Raw genomic sequence first — 22,194 nt, forward strand, 5'->3', positions numbered from 1 at the left:
AAGGTGACGTCTTCCTGTCCATGAGCAAAAGAACAATTTTGAATATAAGGGCAAATCGGGAAGTGGGGATCTATCTCCTGGAATTTTTGTAAGAGGTTGAGAGGGTTGGAGTTTTTGGAAGGATAAGTGTGGATATAATTCCTCAACCGCGAAAGCGGGGGAGTATCCGACAGGACGGAGGGGGCGCAGCGCGTCTGCGCTGCCAGAAGACTCTTTGCACGTTAACGCTTCGCCTACCCCCTCCGACCCCTGCGGGGCCACCTCCCCCGCCCCGGCGGTGGAGGAGCAATTAATCACTCCGCTCATCCCGCCCTCGCTCTGCGTACCCTAAAGGGCAAGGGCGGGATCCAGATACTCAATTGGCGCTTAGACTCTACAAAGATGATTTTTGCATGGGTGTTTAATTAAAGGCATTCACTTTGTTGTAATATTACACAGTCTGGACCCCGCCCTTCGGCGGGGTGAGCGGGTTTAGGGGGATGGTTTTTCGCGGGATAAGTGGGGATTATTTTTTGAATTTCGTGACAAGCGATTGAAAGGGTAGAGTTTTTGAAACGATAAATGCTGACGAATAGCCATATGCCTTTGCGTTCTTTATATTGTCCTTGTAAGTTCGATGTCATGGACGTGACACCGGAACATAATGAGCGCATGGCAAAATTGACTTTTGCTGATGTCTATCCGCATTACCTCAAAAAGGTCGAAAAAAAAGGCAGGACGAAAGAAGAATTACATCAGGTCATTAGGTGGCTCACAGGTTTCACGGATAAAAAATTGAAACAATATATCGATCAAAAGGTCACTTTCGAAACATTCTTCAAAGACGCAGACATACACCCCAATGCACCCCTCATCAAAGGCGTCATTTGTGGATACCGGATTGAAAATATTGAGAACACTCTCACAAGACGCGTTAGATATCTGGACAAGCTGGTCGATGAATTGGCAAAGGGGCGAAAAATGGAGAAGATTTTAAGAACGGGTGATTAGCCTTGTAGAAAGAGCTTTATCTCACACTATCCTTATATCTGTTCTCGCAAATCCTATGTTCTCGTCGGCGGTGGATCTCGTTACATCAGACCTTTTAAACGACCGTTTCTGAGTTGATGCCGCGCTCGGTTTTTCCGTGAACCGATGCATTTCGAGCCTGGTGCGCGACAGTCTGTGCCCTTGCACTCGTCCTGTCCGCCTCCTAGAAATTGCGGGGTGAGCGGGAAGGTTTATCGGACTCGAAAGCGAGACATTTGATTATGGAATTTGACGCCTTATTGCTCTCCCGTCTGCAATTTGCCTTTGTCATTGCGTTTCATATTCTTTTCCCCGCCTTTACCATTGGCCTGGCCGCGTTTCTGGCGGTGTGTGAGGGGCTTTGGCTCAAGACCGGAAATGAGACGTACAAACGGCTCTATCTTCACTGGGTGAAAATATTCGCGCTGGCCTTTGCCATGGGCGTCGTTTCCGGCGTGGTCATGAGCTATCAATTCGGAACGAACTGGGCGGTTTTTGCGGACAAGACCGGCAGCGTCATGGGGCCTCTGCTAGGCTATGAGGTTTTGACGGCCTTTTTCCTCGAAGCGACCTTTCTGGGTGTCATGCTGTTTGGCTGGAAAAAGGTCGGGCGGGGTCTGCATTTTCTCTCCACCTGCTGCGTGGCGGTTGGTACATCCATTTCGGCCTTCTGGATTTTGGCGGCCAATAGCTGGATGCAGACGCCGCAGGGCTTCGCTATGGACGAAGAAGGCAAATTCTATGCGACGAGCTGGCTGGAGGTCATTTTCAACCCGAGCTTTCCGTCTCGATATGTTCATATGATGCTCGCCGCCTTTATCACCACGGCGGCAGTTATTCTGGCTGCGGGCGCGTGGCAGACAATCCGCAAACATGATCAGAAACCCACGCGCTGGCAGATGCGTATGGCGGCGGGGACGCTCCTTGCGTTAATGCCGCTCCAAATCCTGGCCGGGCACTGGTCGGGCGAAGTCGCGCACCACCATCAGCCGGCGAAAGTTGCGGCCATGGAAGGCTGGTGGGAAACGAAATCGGCGCAGGATACGGTGCTGTTTGCTATTCCTGATGAAGAGACGCGCAGTAATAAATATGAGCTGGCCATTCCCGGGTTGGGCAATGCGGTGATGGGCCTGCCAAAAGATGAAGTTATTCAGGGCCTGAATGATTTTGACGGCGATCATCCGCCGGTCTTTATCGTGTTCTGGGCCTTTCGTATCATGGTGGGGTGCGGGCTGATTATGCTCGGGCTGGGCATTTGGGGGTGTTTCAAATGGTGGCGAAAATCCATTGATACGCCGGGGCTTTTTCACTGGATTGCCGTGCCCAGCGGGATGCTGGGATTTGTCGCGGTCATAAGCGGCTGGGTCGTGACCGAAGTGGGGCGGCAACCCTTTACCGTCTATGGATATCTCAGGACGGAAGACAGCCTTTCTCCCGTAAGCGCCGCAGAGGTGGCGACCTCACTCATGGTCTTTATGATTGTTTATGCCATCATCTTTACCGCGGGGGTCATATATATGGTCCGCATCGCGACCAGCGGTTTTGACGATAAGGAAACGGACACACCTGAAAAAGAACGCCGCGCGCCCGGCACGGCGATGGGATCCGTCGAAAATATGTCCAATCCCGAAAACTCACCTGCCGGAGAGGGCGAAACGTCTAACTCCCGCGAAAATGTCAAAAAGCACGATGGCGAGTAGGAGACGATAATGGAAATGCTTGATCTCCCCCATATCTGGGCCGTTTTTATTGCCATTGCCGTCATGCTCTACGTGGCCTTTGACGGATATGATCTGGGCATTGGCATGCTGACAGCCTATGCGTTTTCGGATCAGGAACGGAATATGATGACGGCCACGATCGAGCCGTTCTGGGACGGGAATGAGACGTGGCTCGTCCTGGGCGGCGGTGGTCTGTTTGCCGCATTTCCTCTGGCCTATGCGATACTTATGCCGTCTTTTTATCTGCCCATTCTAGTGATGTTGGCCGCGCTTATTTTCCGCGGGGTGGCGTTTGAATTCCGGCACAAAGCGATCCGGAAACGAACGCAAAAATTCTGGAACGGAGCCTTTGCTTATGGCTCTCTGGTGGCAACCCTGTCACAGGGTTTCATTCTGGGCGGATTCATTCAGGGGTTTACTGTCGAGGGCCGCGCTTTTGCCGGCGGTCCGTTTGACTGGTTTACGCCGTTTTCCGTCCTTGTGGCGCTGTCTATGGTCGCCGGCTATCTCCTTCTCGGAACGACCTGGCTGATATTGAAAACCGAAGGAGAGTTACGTGAGGGGTCCATAAAATGGGCAAAACGTAGCTTGATAGGAACGGCGTTGGGTATGGCGTTGGTGAGCTTTGCGACATTATCAATCGACCCCCGCGTCACGGCAAAATGGGGCGTGTCCATGGCGACGATTGATTTTAGCAAAGCGGTTTACATGCTCCCTATCCCACTCGCCTGTGGGGGGCTGATGGTCTGGCTTTGGAAAGACCTATTCTCGAAAAAATCACCTGATTGGCGGCCTTATCTCTTGGCGGTTGGCATATTCCTGACAGGGTATGTTGGCCTCGGCGTCAGCATATTCCCTTACATAGTGCCTTTCGAAGTCACAATTTGGGAAGCCGCCGCGAGAGATAACGCGCTGATGCTCCTATTTGTCGGGGCGGCGGTAATGCTTCCCATCATTCTCGCTTACACCGCCTATGTGCACAGCCTTTTTTGGGGCAAGGTGAAAGAAGGGGACGGCTATCATGGGTAAATCGCCCTTCCGCCCCGTCGAGCCTCCGAAGAAAGAAGAGGCTCAAGCGCCGCTTGTGAAACGATTGGGCTGGCTGATTGTGATGATGATAGCAGGTGTCATGACAGTGGCGGGCGTTGCCTACGCGCTCAGAAAACTGCTCTTTTTACATATCTAAAACGGCCGCAATTATAGCTGAAGCGACCAATTCAGAGTGTGCCCCGCATGGAACGGCACGATGTCCGTTTCGGAGAGTTTCAAGCTCTCCGGCACTTTCGACGGTTTACGCGCCAGAGTCACTTTTTCCTCATTGAGCGGGAGGCCGTAAAATCTCGGCCCATGTTCCGACGCAAAGCCTTCGAGTTTGTCGAGCGCGTCTTCCTCCTCAAAAACCTTGGCATAACTTTCCAGCGCATAAGGCGCATTGAAAATACCGGCGCAGCCGCAGGCGCTTTCCTTTGCCGCGACAGGGTGCGGGGCGGTGTCCGTTCCCAGAAAGAATTTCGAGGAGCCGGAGGTGGCGGCTTGTCTCAAGGCCAGACGATGGATTTCCCGTTTGGCGATGGGAAGGCAGTAATTATGCGGATTAATTCCGCCCTGGAAAATGGCGTTCCGGTTTATTTCCAGATGATGCGGCGTAATCGTCGCCGCAATATTAGACCCGTGCGAGTTGACAAATTCGACGGCTTCCGTGGTTGTGATGTGTTCAAAGACGATTTTCAGCTCCGGAAAATCCTTAATGACAAGCGCGAGAACGTCTTCGATGAAGCGCGCTTCGCGGTCAAAAATATCAACGTCACTATGGGTGACTTCGCCGTGGACGAGCAGCGGCAAGCCGATTTCGGCCATCGCCATGAGGACAGGATAGATATTCTTGATGTCTGTCACGCCCGCGGCGGAATTTGTCGTCGCATTGGCCGGATAGAGCTTGGCGGCGGTAAAGACGCCTTCCTCCGCGCCGCGCCGGATTTCTTCGGGATCTATATCGTCAGTCAGATAGGCCGTCATCAGCGGCGTAAAGGACAGGCTCTCATCGACAACTTCCAAAATGCGGGATCGATAAGACCGGGCGGCGTCAACGCTGGTGACCGGCGGCGTGAGGTTCGGCATGATAATCGCGCGCCTAAATTGCCGGGCGGTATAATTGACCACGTCGCTGAGCATAGCGCCGTCGCGGAGATGGACGTGCCAGTCATCGGGACGGCGAATTTCAAGGCTTTGGATCATGTCGGGCTTTCAGGCGAAATCTTGGAAATCTTTTCCAGGCTCAGATAACAGCCGAAATGGATTTCGGGAAGGGCTTAATCCCAATCCTTACGCCGTAAGTTTAGCAGCACGTCACCTTTTTCATCTATGAGAGTCATGGATAAATGCGTCGCTTCATATTGCCGTGTGTTTTGCACAGATTTCAGGAAAGCGGTTTCCGCTTCCATTTTGCCCTGACAGAACTTCTTGGTCGAAGCGAGCGGGCCGAAGGTCAAGGTCGGGCCGTCCTGAACATAGGTTCCGAAGAAGTTATTACATCCGGCAAAGCCTCTGACCTCGCCTCCGGATTTGAAACTGATGGTTTGCGGCAAATCCGCGAGTCCCCATTCCGATCCGGCCAGGCTGGTCAGCGGTTGGGCTTTTCGCGCCTCGGTCACCACTTTTGCGCAGCCAACAACCGCCATCGCCCCAATGGCCAGGGGAATGATCGGAGGAAAGGCCCGCGCCACGCGATAGGCGGTAACGGCAGTTTTAAACGTGTTTGACAGGGCCATTTTCTACTCCGGGGTGACTAATAATCTCTATAGGGGTCGCCGAGCATGGCGGCAATATGGCGTCCATTTTCCGACAGCGCGGCGACATCCACACTGACGTTTCGATTACATTCCGTATGGCGTTGCTGCTCTTGATAATACCCGGCGTTAAAGGCCCTTATCAATTGTCTTTCAGTCGCTGCACTTCCGCGGGATTCTATCGACATAACCTGAGAGGCGTAATCCCGCCATTTCTGGTCGCCTTGTCCAAAACAGAGCGTCCGAAGATAATGAAGCTGTCCCAGGTTTTTTGACAGGGCTTCTATGAGCGAGGTCATGGTAACCATTTCCGCTTCAATGCGGCGCTCGGCTTCTTCGCGGGCGCGCTGCGCTTCTTCTTTTAATTGGGCCTCTGTTCTATTGCTCGGCTCCGCGTCCTGGGCGAAAGACGGAACGCCGAAGCAAAGAGCGATGAAAGCCGATATGAGCAGAGCGCGATGCATGAAGAGAATCTAACCCGAATCGCGGAGGCTTCCCACGGATTTTTTCAGTGGGGCCTGTGTGGAACGTGCGGCTCTGGCGGTCTCTATTACATTTCGCGTGGCTTCCCACATTCCAAGATCGTCCAGATGTTCCCAAAGCATAAATTCGGCATGGGACGCGTCGTCCCCGGCAACCGGCTCACCGCTAATCCACTCGGCGACATAATCATGGAGAATATAATCCGTGCCTTCGAAATGGGCGGGGAGGGTGAGGACTTTTGCGCCGAGCCTGGCGGTGACACCCGTTTCTTCCTTTAATTCGCGTAAGGCCGCCTCTGTTTGTGTCTCGTCTGCTTCAATACGCCCGCCGGGCAGGGACCAGTCCCCTTCACGCGGGGGTTTTCCGCGCTTGATCAACAGGACGTCGTCTCCGCGGAAACAGATGACGCCTACACAATCTATCGGTTTTTTTTCTGTCATAGCTCTTTTCGTCTCTGCTCCGCCCTGCCAATAAGATTAGATGTGCGGACGCTATACACTTTCTGGAAAGCTTGACGAAATTAGGGCCTGTTTCAAGGCCGAAGAAAGCCTGACAGCAGATTGGAACTGGTCACCCAAATATAATATTTCTCCGGGCATGGTTGTGCCGGCGGTTGCCTTTGACGGGGAAAAGCGCCGTAAGGTTGTGCCGATGCGTTGGGGCCTGCATCCGCATTGGCGAAAGGAGGCGCCGGAGGGCCGCCCGCTCTTTAATGCACGGGTGGAGACGGCTGCTGAGAAAGCCAGTTTTCGCACGCCGTTTCGCCGCCGCCGTGCGCTGATCCCCACAAGCGGGTGGTATGAATGGGACGGGGTTGAGACCCCGAAAACGCCGAATTTCATTACCGAAGATCATGACGATATGTTCGCCTTTGCCGGGCTCTGGGATAAATGGCGGGTGGATGAAGGGATAGAGCTGCTGTCCTGCACGATACTCACCACCGCCGCGACGGGCCGCGTTAAACATCTTCATCATCGAATGCCCGTCCGTCTGCCCATGGAAAAATGGGATGACTGGCTTGATCCGGAGTCAGATCCGAACCGTGTTTTAGAGGATATGAGGGGCGGAGAGGATCTTGTGTTTTGGGAAGTGGATAGAGCCGTTAATTCCGGCCGCGCGGAAGGCGCGGAATTGGTGAAGAAGGCAAATGCGGCCTGAGACCCCTGGCTAACTGTTTTCGTCTTTGGACGGCGTATTCGTGACCGGATTGCTCGTCTCTTTTGGGTGAACGACTTCATCCATCGCCTGTTTTTCATCTGTGCCAATGGCTTTGAAGTCGGCGACGGCGGCGCCTCTTCGGCCCAAGGGCCGGGCCGGGCCGCGCGTTGAATCGGCAATGGTCTGACGTTCCAGCTCGGCATTTAATTCCGCGCCGAAAATTATCACATTTGCCGTCAGCCAGAGCCACACCAAAAGGATAACGACGGCGGACAGGCTGCCATAAGTGGCGTTATAATTCCCAAATTCGGAGACGAATTTCGAAAACCCGTAGGAAATAACCAGCCAGGAAATTGTCGCAACGGTCATGCCGGGATAAATCCATCTTTTCCGAGCGGGCCTGCGCGACGGCCCAAACCGGTACATCACGCCGACGGCGAATCCAAAAACCAAAACCAGTAATATCCACGGCAAGGTGAGAGCGACAAAATTTATGATCCCGTCAAGATAGAGAAATTTCAGAACCGAAGGAATACCAACAATGACGATCAGGGAAATCCAGATAAAGACAAAGCTGCCCAGCGTCATTAATCCGGCATAGAGATAAAACAGAAAGAAATTGCGTTTTTCGATCTCGCGATAGGCAATGTTCATTGCGCGCATCATGGCGCGTATCCCGGCGCCGGCGGAAAAGACGGCAACGGACAAGGAGATAATAATCCCCAACCCTATCGTTTCATCCGGTGCATCCAGAACGGTGACGATCTGTTTTTGTATGACGTCAAACGCCTGTCCGGGCATCAAGGCCCTAACCGTTTCAGAAATTTCGTCTATATCCCCAGGATTGGCGAAAAAACCGAAAAATGAAATTGCGGCTGAAATGAGCGGAAAGACAGCGAGCAGCGAGAAAAAGGCGACGCCCGCCGCCACCACGGTAATGTTATCGCGCTGGGCCGAAACAAAGGTCCGTTTAAGAACCGTCCACCAATCGCGATAGGAAAATTTAAGCGGGCTGTCCTCGCCCGTTTGCTCAAACTTCAGAAGTTTATCCGGGCTGCGGTCGCTGACTTCCATTTATCAATTTCGCTTATGACTTTTTCGGCGGTTGAGGTCTGGTAAAGACCAATTCCGTGTCGGAGGAAAGCGATTTATCGAATTTATAGTTTTCGAGATCGAACGCTTTTAGATCCTCCGCCTTGTCGATGCGGTTTTGCAGTATCCAGCGCGCCATCAGGCCGCGTCCGAATTTCGCATAATACATCAGGTTTCGCGTCTTACCGTCTTTGATATTCAGGAATTTCGCTTCCATGACGGGTTTGTCCAGCGTTTCCTTATCGACCGCTTTGAAATATTCATTCGAGGCCAAATTGACAATGGTATGGTTGTGATGACCGTTGAGGTCTTCGCGAAGTTGCTCCGCGAGTTTTGTGTTCCAAAACTCATAGAGAGATTTTCCGCGTTTAGTTTTAAGCTTCGTGCCCATTTCAAGTCGGTAGGGCTGAATCGCGTCCATCGGGCGAAGCACGCCGTATAGCCCAGAAAGAATACGTAAGTGTGTTTGCGCGTAGTCGAGGTCGTCATCTGAAAGGCTCTTGGCTTCCAGCCCCCAATAGACATCGCCGTCAAAGGTCAGGCCTGCGGGCTGGGCGCTATTGCTTTGGCCGTCGAGATTGAAAGACTTGAACCGGTCAACATTTAATTCCGCTAGATTATCGGAGAGATGCATTAGTTTTTTAAGGTCGGCGACGGATTGCTTTTTGGCGACCTGAGCCAGTTCGCGCGTCTCGTCCTCGAAACGGGGGCGCGTAATCTCCAGGCCGGTTTCCGCCGGGTTTTCATTTAATTTTTTTGCAGGGGAGAGCAGGGTAATCATATCTATCCTTTCCTCATAACGCCTGTCCGGAGGAGCCGGACACGTCCGCGTGGGTTTGTGATGCTTTAGATGTAGGAATTTAGACTACGGGCGCAAGGGGGAATTGGTTTCAGCAAAAAACAACACCCCGCTCATCCCTTCCGTCGCGATTATCCAAGTTGGCTAAAATACAGACTGATTTTTTATGATCGAAAATAATGTTTAATTCGGTTTGACACCAGAAATATATTCATTTCATTTTGAACAACTATTTGGTGGAAGCCAAATAAATTCAAAGTAAGAAATTGATTTATATACAATCGAGTGTCTTGATTGAACACGTTGAGCATTTCTTCTTCAATAAGACAATTATACTCATCCACCCAAACAGATTGTTCCGTCTTTTTAAGAGCCAATATCCGAAAAATATTGGATATGACTTCATCGTCCCGTTTCTTAGAAAAAGGTTTCGGTAGGTATTTTAAAATCAGACCATAATTCTCATCTTGGGAAAATGATTGTATGCTTCTCAAGATAAATTTTCTTACTTTATCGGAGAACCACAATTTAAACCAAACAGGTTTCATGAGAATCTAATCTTTCAATTTAGCCCATTTTGAGCTGACAGGGTTAGATACCCTTATTAAATCATCACCCGCGGGTTCATGATTCTATCCGGATCAATCGCGTTTTTTATCGCTTTCAGGAGCCAGATTTTTGTGGGGTCGGCGCGTTCGGCGAGATCTTCGCGTTTCATGATTCCGATGCCGTGTTCGGCGGAGATGGAGCCTCCCAACTCGTCGATAATATCGAAAATGGGTTGAGAGAGGTCGTCCCATTTTTCCAGGAATGTCTCTTTATCGGCGTCTTTTGGCTGGGCGACATTATAGTGGATATTGCCGTCGCCAAAATGGCCAAACCCAACCGGGCGGCATCCGGGGGCGACCTCCTGACATTTGGCGTCGGCCAGTTTGAAAAACTCCGGAATTTTATCAATCGGCACGGTGATGTCGTGTTTGACCGAGCCGCCGAGGAATTTCTGCCCCGCGCTCATATGCTCGCGGATGGAAAGAATTTCCTCTGCCTGTGTTTCATTCTGCGCAATCACCGCGTCGAGGACTTTCTCGGCTTCAAACGCCTTGCCCAGAATAGATTCGGCGAGCGCCGCGCCTTCTTCTTCACTATCGACTTCCCAGTCGCAGAGGAGATACCAGTCATAGGGCGCGTCAAACGGGTCGCGGACGGCGTCAAAATTATCAACCACGGCGCGGTAACCGATGGAGGGCATGACTTCGAACATGGCGAGACGCCCGCCGGCGCGGAAATCTTCCAGGAGCGAGACAGCGGTGGCGACGCTGTCCAAACCGATGAGGGCGCGCTGCACATAGGCGGGTTTGGGGTAAAGCTTGAGCGAGGCCGCCGTGATAATGCCGAGCGTGCCTTCCGCGCCGAGGAAGAGACGGTTGAGATCATATCCCGTATTGTCTTTGCGTAAGTTCGTCAGCCCGTTAAAAATATCGCCATTGGGCAGGACCGCTTCCACGCCGAAGACAAGTTCCTTGGTTGTGCCGTATTTCAGAACATGATTGCCGCCGGCATTGGTCGAGAGAACGCCGCCGACCGTGCAGCTGCCCTGGCTGGACAGCGTCATCGGGAATTTGCGATTGGCCTCATCCGCCGCGTCGAGCACGTTTTGTAAAATCGCGCCGGCTTCGACAATCATATTGTTCGAAGTCGGATTTATTTCGCGGATTTTGGTCATCTTTTTCAGAGAGATAAGGACTTCGCCTTGCGGGGTATTGCCGCCGACCAATCCTGTATTGCCGCCCTGGGGCATGACGGCGATTTTATGCTTGGCGCAGATTTTGACGGCCTGCGAACATTCCTCTGTCGTACGCGGGGTGAGCATGAGCGGCGTTTTACCGAAATATTTGTCCCGCCATTCGCTCAGATGCGGCTCAATGATATCCACGTCTTGAGTCCAGGCCCCATCAGGGAGGGCAGATTTAAGGGCGTCGATTTTTTCGTCTTCGGTCATTCTATACCAAATGGCTTGAGAGCCGCCCGAGGTAAAGCCCCCTCCCGCAGAAGACGGGGCGGGCTTTCGGCCAGGCTGATGATGGTCGAGGCCTCTTCCATCGGGCAGTCCTCCAAGAGAAGCATGTCGTCCACGTCATAGCCAAGAGATTTGGCCGCGTCGCTGGCTTTGGTCGGGGCGGGCTCTCCGGATCGGTTGGCGCTGGTCAGGGCCACCGGATATTCAATCTTGGCAAAGGTGATTTCTGTCCGCCAGACCGCGTCAGGGCATCTTATGGCAATGGTCGGGGTGCCGTCCGGCGCGGTGGAATAAAGCTGCGGGGCGAGGCGGGTGAAAAGGGACGGGTCACGCGCCGGAAGAACCAAGGTCAGAGGGCCGGGCCAAAATTTCTTGGCCAGGCGTTTGGCAAGGCGGTCAAAGGTGACGTAATGTTTGGCGGCGTCCATTCCGCTGACGCAAAGGGCGAGAGGTTTGTCAAAGTCCCGTCCTTTTATCGCGTAGAGCCGGTTGACCGCTTCGGGGCGGTCGGCGCGGGCTGCAACGCCGTAAACGGTCTCCGTCGGCAGGATGACAACGCCTCCCGAATGCAACACATTCAAAACTTCCGCACGCGTTCCCACCTTATTTTGCCTCGTTGAACTCGGTCTCGATGCGCAGCGTGATTTTATCGCCAATATTTCCAAGGGTGATGAGGTAATCCAGTCCGAAATCCGACCGAAGAAATTCACCTTGAGCCGAAAATCCTAAAGTCTCGCCGGGATGGCCGAAGCTCTTGCCAACTCCGTTAAAGGTGGTTTTCAGGGTCACGGGTCTGGTGACCCCGCGCAATGTGAGGTCACCCGTAATCAAGCCCGTCTTTTCGCCCGTGACCTGGATAGAGGTCGAGGTAAAACGAATTTCCGGATGGTTTTCCGCGTCCAGATATTTGCTGTCTGTCGCAATTGTTGTGTCAAACTCCGGCAGGCCCGTATGAACGCTCATCGGGTCAATGACTATATCGACGCGGCTGTTTTCAGGCGCCTCAGGATCAAAGTCGAGCGCGCCGGAAATTTTATCAAATCGGGCTGTATATTGCGATAGCCCGGCATGTGAGAGGGACCACACCACACTGGCATGGGTCGGATCAAGCACATACTCGCCTTGCGGCGCGGCTCTCGGAGACGGATCCGGCGGCGTGGCGCAGGCCGAGAGGAGGGCCCCGGCTAACAGAGTGAGTAAAAACGATTTCATAGCCCCTCTTACGCTTGATGCTCTGACAATGAAATATGTTTCATGGGGCTGTTAAATACGCATTTCAGACTTGATAAGCAAAGCGCCGCACGGCATTGCCTATACGATGACGCAAAAGGCACACAAGACAGATATGACAATGCAGGAAACTGAGGTCAAAGCTGAGAAGACAAGCGGAAGTTTCGGTCAGCGTATTTGGTCGGAAATCAAATTCTTTCTGGGGCTGTTTAGCTTTGTTCTGGCGATGCTCACGCTTATCTGGGGCCATTTCAAGATACCGAGCGAAAGTATGCTCCCGACTCTCGAAGTCGGCGATCGTATCTATGTGTCGAAATTTGCCTATGGCTATTCAAAACATTCTCTTCCGTTTTTATTGCATAAATTACCTCTTCCAGAAGGACAGATTTTCTCCCGTCTGCCTAAACGCGGTGATGTGGTCGTTTTCCGAAACCCCAAAAGCGGGCAAATCATGATCAAACGCATGATAGGTTTACCCGGCGACCAAATACAGGTCTCAGGCGGAGAGCTTTTCGTAAACGGCCAAAAGGTCGGCCGAACAAAAGCGGACAGCTATATGTTCCGGGAACATAAGGGCCGCGTTGTGGGGGTGGAGGTTTACCGCGAACAGCTTCCCGGTGAGAAAGAAAGCCATCTCATCTATGAAAAAACGGACCAAGGTCCTTTGGACAATACAGAGGTTTTTAATGTGCCGGAAGGGCATGTTTTTTTCATGGGTGACAACCGCGACAATTCCACGGATAGCCGCGCGCCGGAAGGATCGGGATTTGTGCCGCAAACGCACCTTATTGGACGTGCGGATCTGATGATGTTTTCGTTCAAACGTTGTGAAACGGAGGAAGGCCTGCGGTGTCCGGGCGTCCGTTTTGGCAAAAAGCTCTGACAATTGGTGTCTGAGCCGGATATCCCGCAGACGCGCTCCCGCGAGGCCCGCGCCGTGAATACGCTGGTGATTGCCCGTCACGGTAAACCGTCTCTGTCCCGCAAGGTCTATATGACCTGGCAGGGCTATCGCGATTGGTGGATAAAATATGACCAAGGGGGCATTGTTCAGAGCCAACGCGTGCCGCCAAAACTTCTTTTTTGGGTTAATAAAGCGGACTTGATTATTTCGAGCCCTCTCAAACGCGCTGTGGAGAGCGCTGAACTCGCGGCAGGAAGAGCTGTTGATATCGTCGACGATCATCTGGTCGAAGCTGCCTTGCCATCTCCGCCTTTTGGGAAGTTCAAAATGCGCCCAAAAAGCTGGGGCACGGCAGCGCGGATTTTCTGGTATTTTGGCTGGTCTGATGGCTTGGAAAGCCATAGCGAAGCCCGCGCCCGCGTGGAAATCATGTGTGACCGGTTGGCGGACTATGCAACGGACGGCAAAATCGTTTATGTCTCCGCACATGGGTGGATCAACCGGATGCTGAAAGGCTCACTGATAAAACGCGGGTGGAAAATGCGGTCGCAAAACGGCGATCTGCACTGGTCTTTTCGCCGCTATGAGCGACCCGTAAATTACAAGGAAAAATAATGGCCGAGAAACAGAACGATAAACCTATCAAAGACTTGTCTTTTGAAGACGCCCTGAAAGAACTTGAAGGCATTGTGCAGCGTCTGGAACGCGGCGACGCGCCTTTAGAAGAGAGCATCACCATCTATCAACGCGGCGCCGCCCTTAAAGCGCATTGCGACGCCAAGCTGAAAGACGCGCAAATGAAGGTAGAGAAAATTGTCCTCGACGGGAGCGGGAAGGCGAGTGTCGAAAATTTCGATGAGTAGAATCAGTGAAGGACGCAAATAGAAAGGGGCATGTTCTAGCCAGACGTCTTCGATCAGCCATGCCAAATGCTGAATATTGCCTTTGGCAGGAAATTCGACGCAAGCAGATTGCGGGTCACCATTTTCGTCGTCAATTGCCCATAGGACCTTATGTGGCTGATTTTGCCTGTGTCAAAGAACGCCTTATTATCGAGGTGGATGGAGTGGGCCACAGTTCGACTAATGAAAGGCAACGCGACGAAAAACGAACTGCTTTCTTGAAGAACAAAGGATGGCGGGTCATACGGTTCTGGAATGAAGATATCTATGAAGATGTGGGCTCCGTCGTTGAGGCGATAGCCGGACATCTATCGACAGCAACACAGGCCGAGAAAGATGAGTGAAGTGTTTTGGCAGCGCGGACGCGCTGCACCCCCTCCGTCACGATGTGACACCTCCCCCGCTAAAGCGGTGGAGGAATTTGATAGGAAAGCGGGGCGTCTTTGGTCCTCCACCGCTTTAGCGGGGGAGGTGGCCGACAGGCCGGAGGGGGCGCCTAATCATGCCAACTAACTTCAAATCCCAACTCGCTTCTGTGGCGCAGGATATTGAGACGGCGCTTGAGGCGCAGCTTCCAAAGCCTGAAGGCGAACAGGCTGTTGTGGCGGAGGCTATGCGTTACGCGGCTCTTGGGGGCGGGAAACGGTTGCGGCCTTTTCTGGTTGTCGAGACGGCTCGCATGCTGGGCGGAGATATTGAAAACGCTGTTATCGTCGGGTGCGCGCTGGAATGCCTTCATGTTTACAGCCTCGTACATGACGATTTGCCCTGTATGGATGATGATGATCTGCGCCGGGGTAAGCCGACGGTTCACAAGGCCTATGATGAGGCGATAGCGGTTTTAGCCGGCGATGGATTGCTGACCCACGCCTTTGCTTTGCTCGGGTGTGAAGGCGCGCATACTGATCCGTTGGTGCGGGCGAAGCTCGTCTGCGAACTCGCGCAAAAGGGCGGGGTGTCCGGCATGATTGGCGGACAGGTTATCGATATCACCGTTTCAGAAACAGACCGCGACGAGGCCCTCATCACGCGCTTGCAAGCCATGAAGACAGGGGCATTAATTGATTTTGCGGTGAAGGCAGGCGGCATTGTGAGCGGCGCGGATGACGCTACGCTCAACGCTCTGTCAGCCTATGCCCGCGATATGGGTCTCGCCTTTCAGATTCAGGACGATATTCTCGACGTGGAAGGCGACGCTTCCTTGATGGGCAAAGCGGTTGGCAAAGATGAAAACCTTGGCAAAGCCACGTTTGTGTCACTCTTGGGCCTTGAAGAGGCGAAAGAAAAGGCGAAAGCATTAGGAGAGCGGGCAAAAGGTCACCTTGCCCCGTTTGGCGAAAAAGCGCAGACCCTGAAAGAGACTGTAGATTTTGTGCTCCAAAGGCAGCATTAAGACGTAACTATAAGGCGCAAAGAAAGAGTTTAAATGGTAGATACGCCCCTTTTGGACACTGTGACTTTACCCGCTGACATGCGGGACTTTTCGCGTGAGCAGCTAAAACAACTCGCCGATGAAGTTCGCGCGGAGGTCATTGACGCCGTTTCTGTGACAGGCGGGCATTTGGGTGCGGGACTCGGCGTGGTCGAGCTGACGGTTGCGATTCATCATGTTTTCAACACCCCGACGGATAAGCTCATCTGGGATGTGGGGCATCAGTGTTATCCGCATAAAGTTCTGACGGGGCGGCGCGACCGGATGCGCACGATCCGCAAGGGCGGCGGCCTGTCTGGTTTCACCAAGCGTGCGGAGAGCGAATATGACCCGTTCGGTGCGGCGCACAGCTCGACCTCTATTTCCGCCGGTATGGGATTTGCCACGGCGCGTGATCTGGACGGTCGTGACGGTCATGTGGTTTCCGTCATTGGCGACGGTTCCATCACGGCGGGCATGGCCTATGAAGCCATGAACAATGCGGGGGCGCGCGATTCGCGCCAAATAGTCATCCTCAATGATAACGATATGTCCATAGCCCCGCCTGTGGGCGCGATGAGCCATATGCTGGCCAAGATGGTCAGCTCCGGCGGGTATCAGAAACTGCGCGGCGCGGGGAAAGCCTTCGTCAAAGACGCTCCAAGGCCGATAAAATCCACCGCCCGCAAGGCAGAGGAATATACGCGCGGCATGTTCATGGGCGGTACCTGGTTCGAAGAGCTCGGCTTTTATTATGTCGGGCCGGTTGATGGCCACGATATAGACGCGCTCGTGTCCGTGCTCGAAAACGTCAAGAACATGAAAGAGGGGCCAACTCTCATCCATGTCGTGACGCAGAAGGGTAAAGGCTACGCGCCGGCTGAAAACTCCGCCGATAAATATCACGGCGTCAGCAAGTTTAATGTCATTACGGGCGAGCAGAGCAAATCCATTCCGAATGCGCCGAGCTATACCGCTGTGTTTGGAGATCAGCTGATCAAGCAGGCCGAAAAAGACGACAAAGTCGTGGGCATTACGGCCGCCATGCCCGGCGGGACCGGGATGAACGTTTTTGGTAAGGCTTTTCCTGACCGGATGTTTGATGTTGGAATTGCCGAACAACACGCCGTGACTTTTGCCGCTGGATTGGCTGCCGATGGATTTAAGCCGTTCTGCGCTATTTACTCGACTTTCCTGCAACGCGGTTATGATCAGGTCGTGCATGATGTAGCCATCCAGAACCTGCCCGTGCGCTTTGCGATGGACCGCGCCGGACTGGTCGGCGCAGACGGCCCCACACATGCCGGATCTTTCGATATTGCCTATCTGGGATGTCTTCCGAATTTCACCCTGATGGCGGCGGCGGACGAAGCCGATCTGGCCCGTATGGTCGCCACAGCCGTTGCTCATGACAGCGGCCCGATTGGGTTTCGCTACGCACGCGGCGAAGCGACCGGCATTGAAATTCCGGTAAACCCCGAGCCGCTCGAAATTGGCAAAGGCCGCATCCTGAAAGAAGGCTCCCGCGTGGCGATTCTGTCCTACGGGACGCGCCTTGCCGAAGCGATGGACGCGGCGACCCAGCTCGATACTTTAGGGCTGTCGACAACAGTCGCGGATGCCCGGTTTGCCAAGCCACTGGATAAAGACCTCGTTCGCCGACTGGCGGATGAACATGAAGTCCTGATTACGATTGAGGAAGGCGCCGTAGGCGGCTTTGGCGCATTTGTTCTGCACGAGCTTGCGGAGTCAGGACGACTGGATCAGGGCCTGAAAATCCGAACCATGACCCTGCCGGATTATTTCATCGACCAGGACACGCCCGCCAATATGTATAAAGAGGCGGGATTGGACTCCGACGCCATTGTCGAGACCGTGTTCAAGGCGCTGGGCCAGGAATTTAATGCACAGATGAATTTGGCCTAATGAGGGTTAACCCCAATACCGATTGCTTAAATTAAATTGTAATTGATACCTTCGGTCTTTCCTTCTAGTCCACATTGCAGGGGAGACACTATGAGACACTCTTTTAATCTGGGCCTTATCCTTCTGATTGCGTTTCTTTTTGCCGCCGCAACGCTGCGGCAGTTAAGCGTTTCTCCTCCTGATATTCAAACAGACCACAGGTTTGATACGGCCCAGGCTTTCTCCCGGCTGGAGCGCATTCTGGGCGATGAGACGCCTCATCCGGTTGATTCAGACGCCAATGACATTGTCAGAGAAAGGCTCGTTTCGGAGATAACGGATTTGGGATTTGAGCCCATCATCCGGGATGATTTTATTTGCAAGCCATACCCAAATTCCGCCAGCTGCGCGCGCGTCCAAAATGTCATGTTCTGGCTGAACGAACCCGGCCCTGACGCCGTGATGATCGCGTCGCATTATGACTCGGTCCCCGCCGGCCCCGGGGCAAGCGATGACGGAATTGGCGTGGCCGCCAGTCTTGAGATCGCGTCCGTTTTGAAAGAGCGGGATCTCGCCAAACCTGTTCTGGTTTTAATCACGGACGGAGAAGAGACAGGGCTTATCGGCGCGCATTCTTTTGTGAAAAAGGATCCTTTTGCCGCGCTTATCGGTTCTGTTGTTAGTATGGAAGCCCGCGGCGTGCGCGGCCCGGTGGCAATGTTCCAGACGGGCACGCCAAATCAGCGTGATATCAAGGCGCTCAAAACCGATATACAAAAACCGCTCACCAGCTCTCTGGCGGCTGCGGTTTATGACGTTATGCCAAACGACACAGATGTGACAGAGTTTCTGCCATTAGGGCCGGATGTGGCGAATTATGCGGTTGGGGAGGGCGTCGCCTTTTATCACACGCCCGGAGATAATCTGGCGAATCTGGAGAAGCGCTCTTTGTTCCATATGGGGGCAAACGGTTTATCGGCTGTCGAAGCCTATCTAGGCACAGATGAAAGCGGCCCGGAAGGGCAATGGCTTTACACCGATATTTTAGGGCTGTTCATACTTTCCATGCCGACGCTTTTGGGCCTGATATTCGTAGGGCTCGGCTTTATTGGCAGTGTCATTCTGTTTGCGAAATCTGAACGGGGCAGGGCGATGAAAGCCCTTATCTTTCCTCCGGCAGCGCTTGTTTTAGGGGTTGGTTTCGCAATGGCCTTGACAGCCTTAGTGGCCGTCATTCGACCTGAAGCCAATTTTGCGTCAGCGTATCCGATGGCTTTAAGAGGCGCTCAAACAGCGGCGGCATTGCTCGGGGCCTATCTCGGTTTTAAATTTTTGGCTGTGAAGGTGGCCCCCCTTCGTCTCGCCTCAGCTGGTTGGATCTGGTTCGCCCTCTTTGCGGGTCTTGTAGGAGGCTTTTTACCCGGCGGGCTTATTCTATTTGCCCCGCCCTTAGGGATTATCGCATTGGCGGCCCTCCTGATCATGTTTAATTACTCTCACGCCGCGACTTGGCTCACAGTTCTGGCAACCGCTATTTTCTTTGTCATTATTTTACCGGCTTCGGCCTTTGCCGAGATAATGCTGTTTCTGGAGCAGTCCGCGCCTCTCACAATATTCTACATTTTCTGTTTTATTTTTCTGGCGCCGCTTTTCCTCTCAAAATATTTCCGGCAGCAATTTGTAAGCTGGATACCGGCGCTGGGTTTAGCTGGAGTGACGTTCATTTGTTTCATCGGCGCGATATTTGTTCCGGCCTATAGCGTATCGGCGCCTCAGCCGCTTTCGATAACGCATATTGCGGAGGCGGATAGCGGAAGCTCTGAATGGGTCTTTAACAAACGTGATCCGTTGCCGGAGGCGATGAAGTCCGTCGCAGATTTCGAGACGGATCCCGAAAATTCATTCCAGTTATCCGCGGCAGCGCCCGATATGTCAGCGGAAAAGATGAGGCTCAATGTTACCCGAGACAGTGTAAGGGCGGGTGTAAGAACGATCGATCTAAGGCTCGATGCACCGCAAAGCGACCGAGTATATGTTGGACTGGACGGCTCCGACGATGCGAAAATTTTGTCTTTCAATAACGTTGACATCGCCGATGCAAAACAGACTGTCATCTGTTCAGGTCGAGATTGCGGAAATGTTGGAATGAGTATCCAGATCCCTCTTGATACAAAAGCCGTAACCTTAACCGTCTCAACCTCTTATTTCGGCTTGGGCCCGGAAAGCGCCGCGTTGCAAGAGGCGCGGCCGGAATGGGCTCTGCCTATTCAATTGGGCGATCGTCGCGTAAGACTCCGTGAGATTGAATTGAGCTCTCAGCCTTAAGGCTTTTTCCAGTAAAAAACCCCGCCGAAGCGGGGTGGGTTAATATTAATGATGTCCGCGACGTCCGTGATGTCCACGGCGACCATAATGGCCGCGATGACCCCGGTATCCACGATGGCGGTAATGGCCCCGGTGGCGGTAGTGATGACGTGAACGATAGTGCCGTCCGCGATTGTAATAACGTCCCCCGCTATTGAGGTTTATGGATAAGCTCGTGCCTGAACGCGGATAATAAGAGCCATAATAGGGCTGTGAGTATGTCCGGGTATAGGTCGTGCGATAACCGGGATTATAATATCCAGAGTTATAGGTCGTCCGCCCATAATAGCCATTATTCGAATTGTAGTAACGCCCGTTATTATAATATCCGTTATTATATCGGACATTACTCCGGCGGCCGTCTCCTGCGATGGCAGCTCCGGCGACACCGCCAAGAACGGCGCCTAGAACAGAGCCTTCAGTTCGGGCTCCGTCTGCAGCAACCTGGCTGCCGAGAACTGCTCCGGCCACAGCCCCAATACCAGCTCCGACGAGTTGGTCATCTCCATTAGAACCTTGATGATAGTGACGATATCCGTTGTCATGGGCCGAGGCGGCCACGGGGGCCAGCGCAACAGCCGCAACGGCGGCGAAGGTGAATCCAATTTTGAAACGCATGAGGTACTCCTTTGATTGTCGTTTTCGACGAGCCACCCCTAAAACCCGGCATCAATTGTCTTTAACTTACACACCCGAAGATGAACAGTTGCGGAACAAATTGTTAAACAAGATTACAATTGAGTCATGAAAAAGGCCGCTCTAGAGAAAAGAGCGGCCTGAAAATCTCCGATCTCTATGCATTTAGTGATGTTCTTTGCAGCGTCCCTCTTCGTAATCATAACCTTCATATCCGATCAGATTTCCATTCCCGTCATAGCGCTTATGACTGTCAGCATAGCAATAGATTTGCGGCGCTGGGGCGCGGCGGACAATAGGGGCTGGTTCCACAATGACTTTTTGAGGGGCTAAGCAGGTTCCATCTCCTTGATCCGTTGTGCCTTCGGGGCAGTGTTGATCAATCACGATTGGCGCCTGACCAAGAATGGTTTTCGCAGGTTCAAGACATGTACCGTCACCCTGATCAGTCGTGCCGATGGGGCAGCTTTGCGAAACCACGATAGGGGCTTGCCCTATAACAGTTTTCGCAGGCTCAAGACAGGTTCCGTCTCCCTGATCCGACGTTCCCGCCGGGCAATGCTGCTCGATAACAATTGGCGCTTGGCCCAAAACAGTTTTCGGAGGTTCAAGGCAAGTGCCGTTTCCCTGGTCAGATGTGCCTGCCGGACAGTGTGATGGGATAACTGTCGGAGCAGGCTCATATACCGTTCGGGGCGGAGTCATGCAGGTGCCGTCCGCCTGTTCATAAGTGCCTTGCGGACAATCTGCTTTTACGACAACTCTTTCTTTTCGGATAATTTCGCGCTGAACGCGAATTTTCGGAGCTGGAGCACAGGGTGAACCGCAAGATGGCGCGTAAGTTGTGACAGGAATAACCGGTCCTGCAATATATTCCCCCTTGTGATAACTTCCCGGAGCCGTGGGGAGAACTGGCCCTGTATTGAGACCCGTTAGGGGGCCGTAAAAGGGGCCGGGGGCTGGAGATCCTATGGCAGGAGACGGGATAGGAATGCGTTGAAAGCGTGACGCGCTGCCCCGATAGTTTGTCGGAATTCCCACTTGTCCTGTGTAGGCAGTCCCTCTGTAAGTTGTCGGAATTGACACAGTGCCACCTGAATAAGAGCTCGAGACATATGGAGATGTAGAATAAGAGCCGGTGACCCCGTTGAAACCTGAGCCATACCCTAAACTGGCCCCAATACCGGCTTGACCGTCTACGTAAGGGGCGCCTCCATAACCAGCTCCGTAAGAGCCTCCGCTATAGACATTTCCGGAATAGGCCGGGCCATAATAGCGCGGTCGGGCCGTTCGATTTGCAAGGCTATACCCGGCTGCGCCGCCCAGAACCGCCCCGATAGCCGTGCCTTCCTGGCGCTGGCCTGATCCGGCAAGATTGGATCCAATAGCGCCGCCGACGCCCGCCCCGATGGCTGTCCCGACCAGATTTCGACTATTAAATCCGGGATTAAACTGCCCGGCATAAGGATTGCCCGCATAAGTGCTGCGGCTATTGCCATAAGCGGCACCGGCCAGTCCGCCCGCCACGGCGCCAATGGCGGTATATTCATCGCCTTGCCCATTTGGCGCAATATTAGAGCCGATAACGCCGCCGAGCCCCGCGCCGACCGCGCCGCCCAGCAGTGTGCTGTTGTCAAGATTGCCGATAAGTTGAGCCTGGGCTGGGGCCGGCATTAAGGCCAGCGCCAGCAAGGCGGCCGTTCCTGTCAAAAGGGTGGTTTGAATCTGCGTCATCTCTCTAACTCCCAAAAAGCGGCCGACTGTATCAGTCCGGGCTC

Annotated in this window: 23 protein-coding genes; 12 read left to right on the plus strand and 11 right to left on the minus strand. The window is 53.3% G+C overall.

Annotated elements, in window-relative coordinates; translation table 11 throughout:
* Positions 1-621: 621 nt before the first annotated feature.
* From ACN0IC_RS14040 to ACN0IC_RS14055, 4 genes are all read left to right on the plus strand, one after another.
* Entirely contained in the window at positions 622-990 is a 369-nt protein-coding gene (locus ACN0IC_RS14040; protein WP_416879413.1) for a DUF2200 domain-containing protein, read from the plus strand.
* A gap of 260 nt (positions 991-1,250) precedes the next feature.
* Positions 1,251-2,708, plus strand: a complete 1,458-nt coding sequence (locus ACN0IC_RS14045; protein ID WP_416879414.1) for a cytochrome ubiquinol oxidase subunit I — start codon at positions 1,251-1,253, stop codon at positions 2,706-2,708.
* A 9-nt stretch (positions 2,709-2,717) separates the two neighbouring features.
* Positions 2,718-3,758 carry a cytochrome d ubiquinol oxidase subunit II gene (gene cydB, locus ACN0IC_RS14050; RefSeq protein WP_416879415.1) on the plus strand — a complete coding sequence of 347 codons (1,041 nt, stop codon included), beginning with the start codon at positions 2,718-2,720 and terminating at the stop codon, positions 3,756-3,758.
* Complete coding sequence (locus ACN0IC_RS14055) at positions 3,751-3,915, plus strand: hypothetical protein (RefSeq protein ID WP_416879416.1); 165 nt, start codon at positions 3,751-3,753, stop codon at positions 3,913-3,915. Before cydB ends, ACN0IC_RS14055 begins: the two co-directional genes overlap by 8 nt.
* An 11-nt stretch (positions 3,916-3,926) precedes the next feature.
* Here the strand turns inward: ACN0IC_RS14055 and pyrC are convergent, their stop codons facing one another.
* From pyrC to ACN0IC_RS14075, 4 genes are all read right to left on the minus strand, one after another.
* The gene (gene pyrC / locus ACN0IC_RS14060) at positions 3,927-4,964 is read right to left on the minus strand and encodes a dihydroorotase (RefSeq protein ID WP_416879417.1); all 1,038 of its coding nucleotides are present in this window, start codon (positions 4,962-4,964) and stop codon (positions 3,927-3,929) included.
* Positions 4,965-5,038: 74 nt separating this feature from the next.
* Complete coding sequence (locus ACN0IC_RS14065; protein ID WP_416879418.1) at positions 5,039-5,497, minus strand: META domain-containing protein; 459 nt, start codon at positions 5,495-5,497, stop codon at positions 5,039-5,041.
* Positions 5,498-5,514: 17 nt separating this feature from the next.
* Positions 5,515-5,979, minus strand: coding sequence for a TIGR02301 family protein (locus ACN0IC_RS14070; protein ID WP_416879419.1), 465 nt, complete (start codon positions 5,977-5,979; stop codon positions 5,515-5,517).
* 9 nt (positions 5,980-5,988) lie between these two features.
* Positions 5,989-6,438: an NUDIX hydrolase gene (locus ACN0IC_RS14075; protein WP_416879420.1), complete on the minus strand. Its 450-nt coding sequence runs from the start codon at positions 6,436-6,438 to the stop codon at positions 5,989-5,991.
* Positions 6,439-6,478: 40 nt separating this feature from the next.
* Between ACN0IC_RS14075 and ACN0IC_RS14080 the strand changes: the two genes are divergently transcribed.
* A complete protein-coding gene (locus ACN0IC_RS14080) occupies positions 6,479-7,156 on the plus strand; it encodes an SOS response-associated peptidase (protein WP_416879421.1) in 678 nt (225 codons plus the stop codon).
* A 9-nt stretch (positions 7,157-7,165) separates the two neighbouring features.
* On the opposite strand, the gene ACN0IC_RS14085 is transcribed toward ACN0IC_RS14080, so the two are convergent.
* The 5 genes from ACN0IC_RS14085 to ACN0IC_RS14105 form a co-directional block, all read right to left on the minus strand.
* The gene (locus tag ACN0IC_RS14085) at positions 7,166-8,230 is read right to left on the minus strand and encodes a YihY/virulence factor BrkB family protein (RefSeq protein ID WP_416879422.1); all 1,065 of its coding nucleotides are present in this window, start codon (positions 8,228-8,230) and stop codon (positions 7,166-7,168) included.
* A 13-nt stretch (positions 8,231-8,243) separates the two neighbouring features.
* Positions 8,244-9,029, minus strand: a complete 786-nt coding sequence (gene yaaA / locus ACN0IC_RS14090; protein ID WP_416879423.1) for a peroxide stress protein YaaA — start codon at positions 9,027-9,029, stop codon at positions 8,244-8,246.
* Positions 9,030-9,651: 622 nt separating this feature from the next.
* Positions 9,652-11,046 (minus strand): FAD-binding oxidoreductase, encoded by a 1,395-nt coding sequence (locus tag ACN0IC_RS14095; protein ID WP_416879424.1) that lies wholly within the window; start codon positions 11,044-11,046, stop codon positions 9,652-9,654.
* The gene (locus ACN0IC_RS14100; protein WP_416879425.1) at positions 11,043-11,666 is read right to left on the minus strand and encodes an L-threonylcarbamoyladenylate synthase; all 624 of its coding nucleotides are present in this window, start codon (positions 11,664-11,666) and stop codon (positions 11,043-11,045) included. The genes ACN0IC_RS14095 and ACN0IC_RS14100 overlap by 4 nt, the downstream gene beginning before the upstream one ends.
* A gap of 1 nt (position 11,667) precedes the next feature.
* Positions 11,668-12,276, minus strand: coding sequence for a YceI family protein (locus ACN0IC_RS14105; RefSeq protein ID WP_416879426.1), 609 nt, complete (start codon positions 12,274-12,276; stop codon positions 11,668-11,670).
* Positions 12,277-12,409: 133 nt separating this feature from the next.
* Between ACN0IC_RS14105 and lepB the strand changes: the two genes are divergently transcribed.
* The 7 genes from lepB (at position 12,410) to ACN0IC_RS14140 (ending at position 19,741) form a co-directional block, all read left to right on the plus strand.
* Complete coding sequence (gene lepB / locus ACN0IC_RS14110) at positions 12,410-13,177, plus strand: signal peptidase I (RefSeq protein ID WP_416879427.1); 768 nt, start codon at positions 12,410-12,412, stop codon at positions 13,175-13,177.
* A gap of 6 nt (positions 13,178-13,183) precedes the next feature.
* Positions 13,184-13,813: a histidine phosphatase family protein gene (locus ACN0IC_RS14115; RefSeq protein WP_416879428.1), complete on the plus strand. Its 630-nt coding sequence runs from the start codon at positions 13,184-13,186 to the stop codon at positions 13,811-13,813.
* Positions 13,813-14,061: an exodeoxyribonuclease VII small subunit gene (locus ACN0IC_RS14120; protein ID WP_416879429.1), complete on the plus strand. Its 249-nt coding sequence runs from the start codon at positions 13,813-13,815 to the stop codon at positions 14,059-14,061. Before ACN0IC_RS14115 ends, ACN0IC_RS14120 begins: the two co-directional genes overlap by 1 nt.
* Before the next feature lie 5 nt (positions 14,062-14,066).
* Entirely contained in the window at positions 14,067-14,444 is a 378-nt protein-coding gene (locus ACN0IC_RS14125) for an endonuclease domain-containing protein (protein ID WP_416879430.1), read from the plus strand.
* Between the two features lie 158 nt (positions 14,445-14,602).
* Positions 14,603-15,493, plus strand: a complete 891-nt coding sequence (locus ACN0IC_RS14130; protein WP_416879431.1) for a polyprenyl synthetase family protein — start codon at positions 14,603-14,605, stop codon at positions 15,491-15,493.
* 33 nt (positions 15,494-15,526) lie between these two features.
* Positions 15,527-17,437 (plus strand): 1-deoxy-D-xylulose-5-phosphate synthase, encoded by a 1,911-nt coding sequence (dxs, locus tag ACN0IC_RS14135; protein WP_416879432.1) that lies wholly within the window; start codon positions 15,527-15,529, stop codon positions 17,435-17,437.
* A gap of 90 nt (positions 17,438-17,527) precedes the next feature.
* Entirely contained in the window at positions 17,528-19,741 is a 2,214-nt protein-coding gene (locus tag ACN0IC_RS14140; RefSeq protein ID WP_416879433.1) for a M20/M25/M40 family metallo-hydrolase, read from the plus strand.
* A 45-nt stretch (positions 19,742-19,786) separates the two neighbouring features.
* Here ACN0IC_RS14140 and ACN0IC_RS14145 read toward each other — a convergent pair whose 3' ends face one another.
* On the minus strand, positions 19,787-20,398 hold the full coding sequence (locus ACN0IC_RS14145) for a hypothetical protein (RefSeq protein WP_416879434.1): 612 nt from the start codon (positions 20,396-20,398) through the stop codon (positions 19,787-19,789).
* A gap of 183 nt (positions 20,399-20,581) precedes the next feature.
* Complete coding sequence (locus ACN0IC_RS14150; RefSeq protein WP_416879435.1) at positions 20,582-22,150, minus strand: glycine zipper 2TM domain-containing protein; 1,569 nt, start codon at positions 22,148-22,150, stop codon at positions 20,582-20,584.
* Positions 22,151-22,194: the final 44 nt, after the last annotated feature.

The organism is Litorimonas sp., assembly GCA_029936425.1.
Taxonomy (GTDB): domain Bacteria; phylum Pseudomonadota; class Alphaproteobacteria; order Caulobacterales; family Maricaulaceae; genus Litorimonas.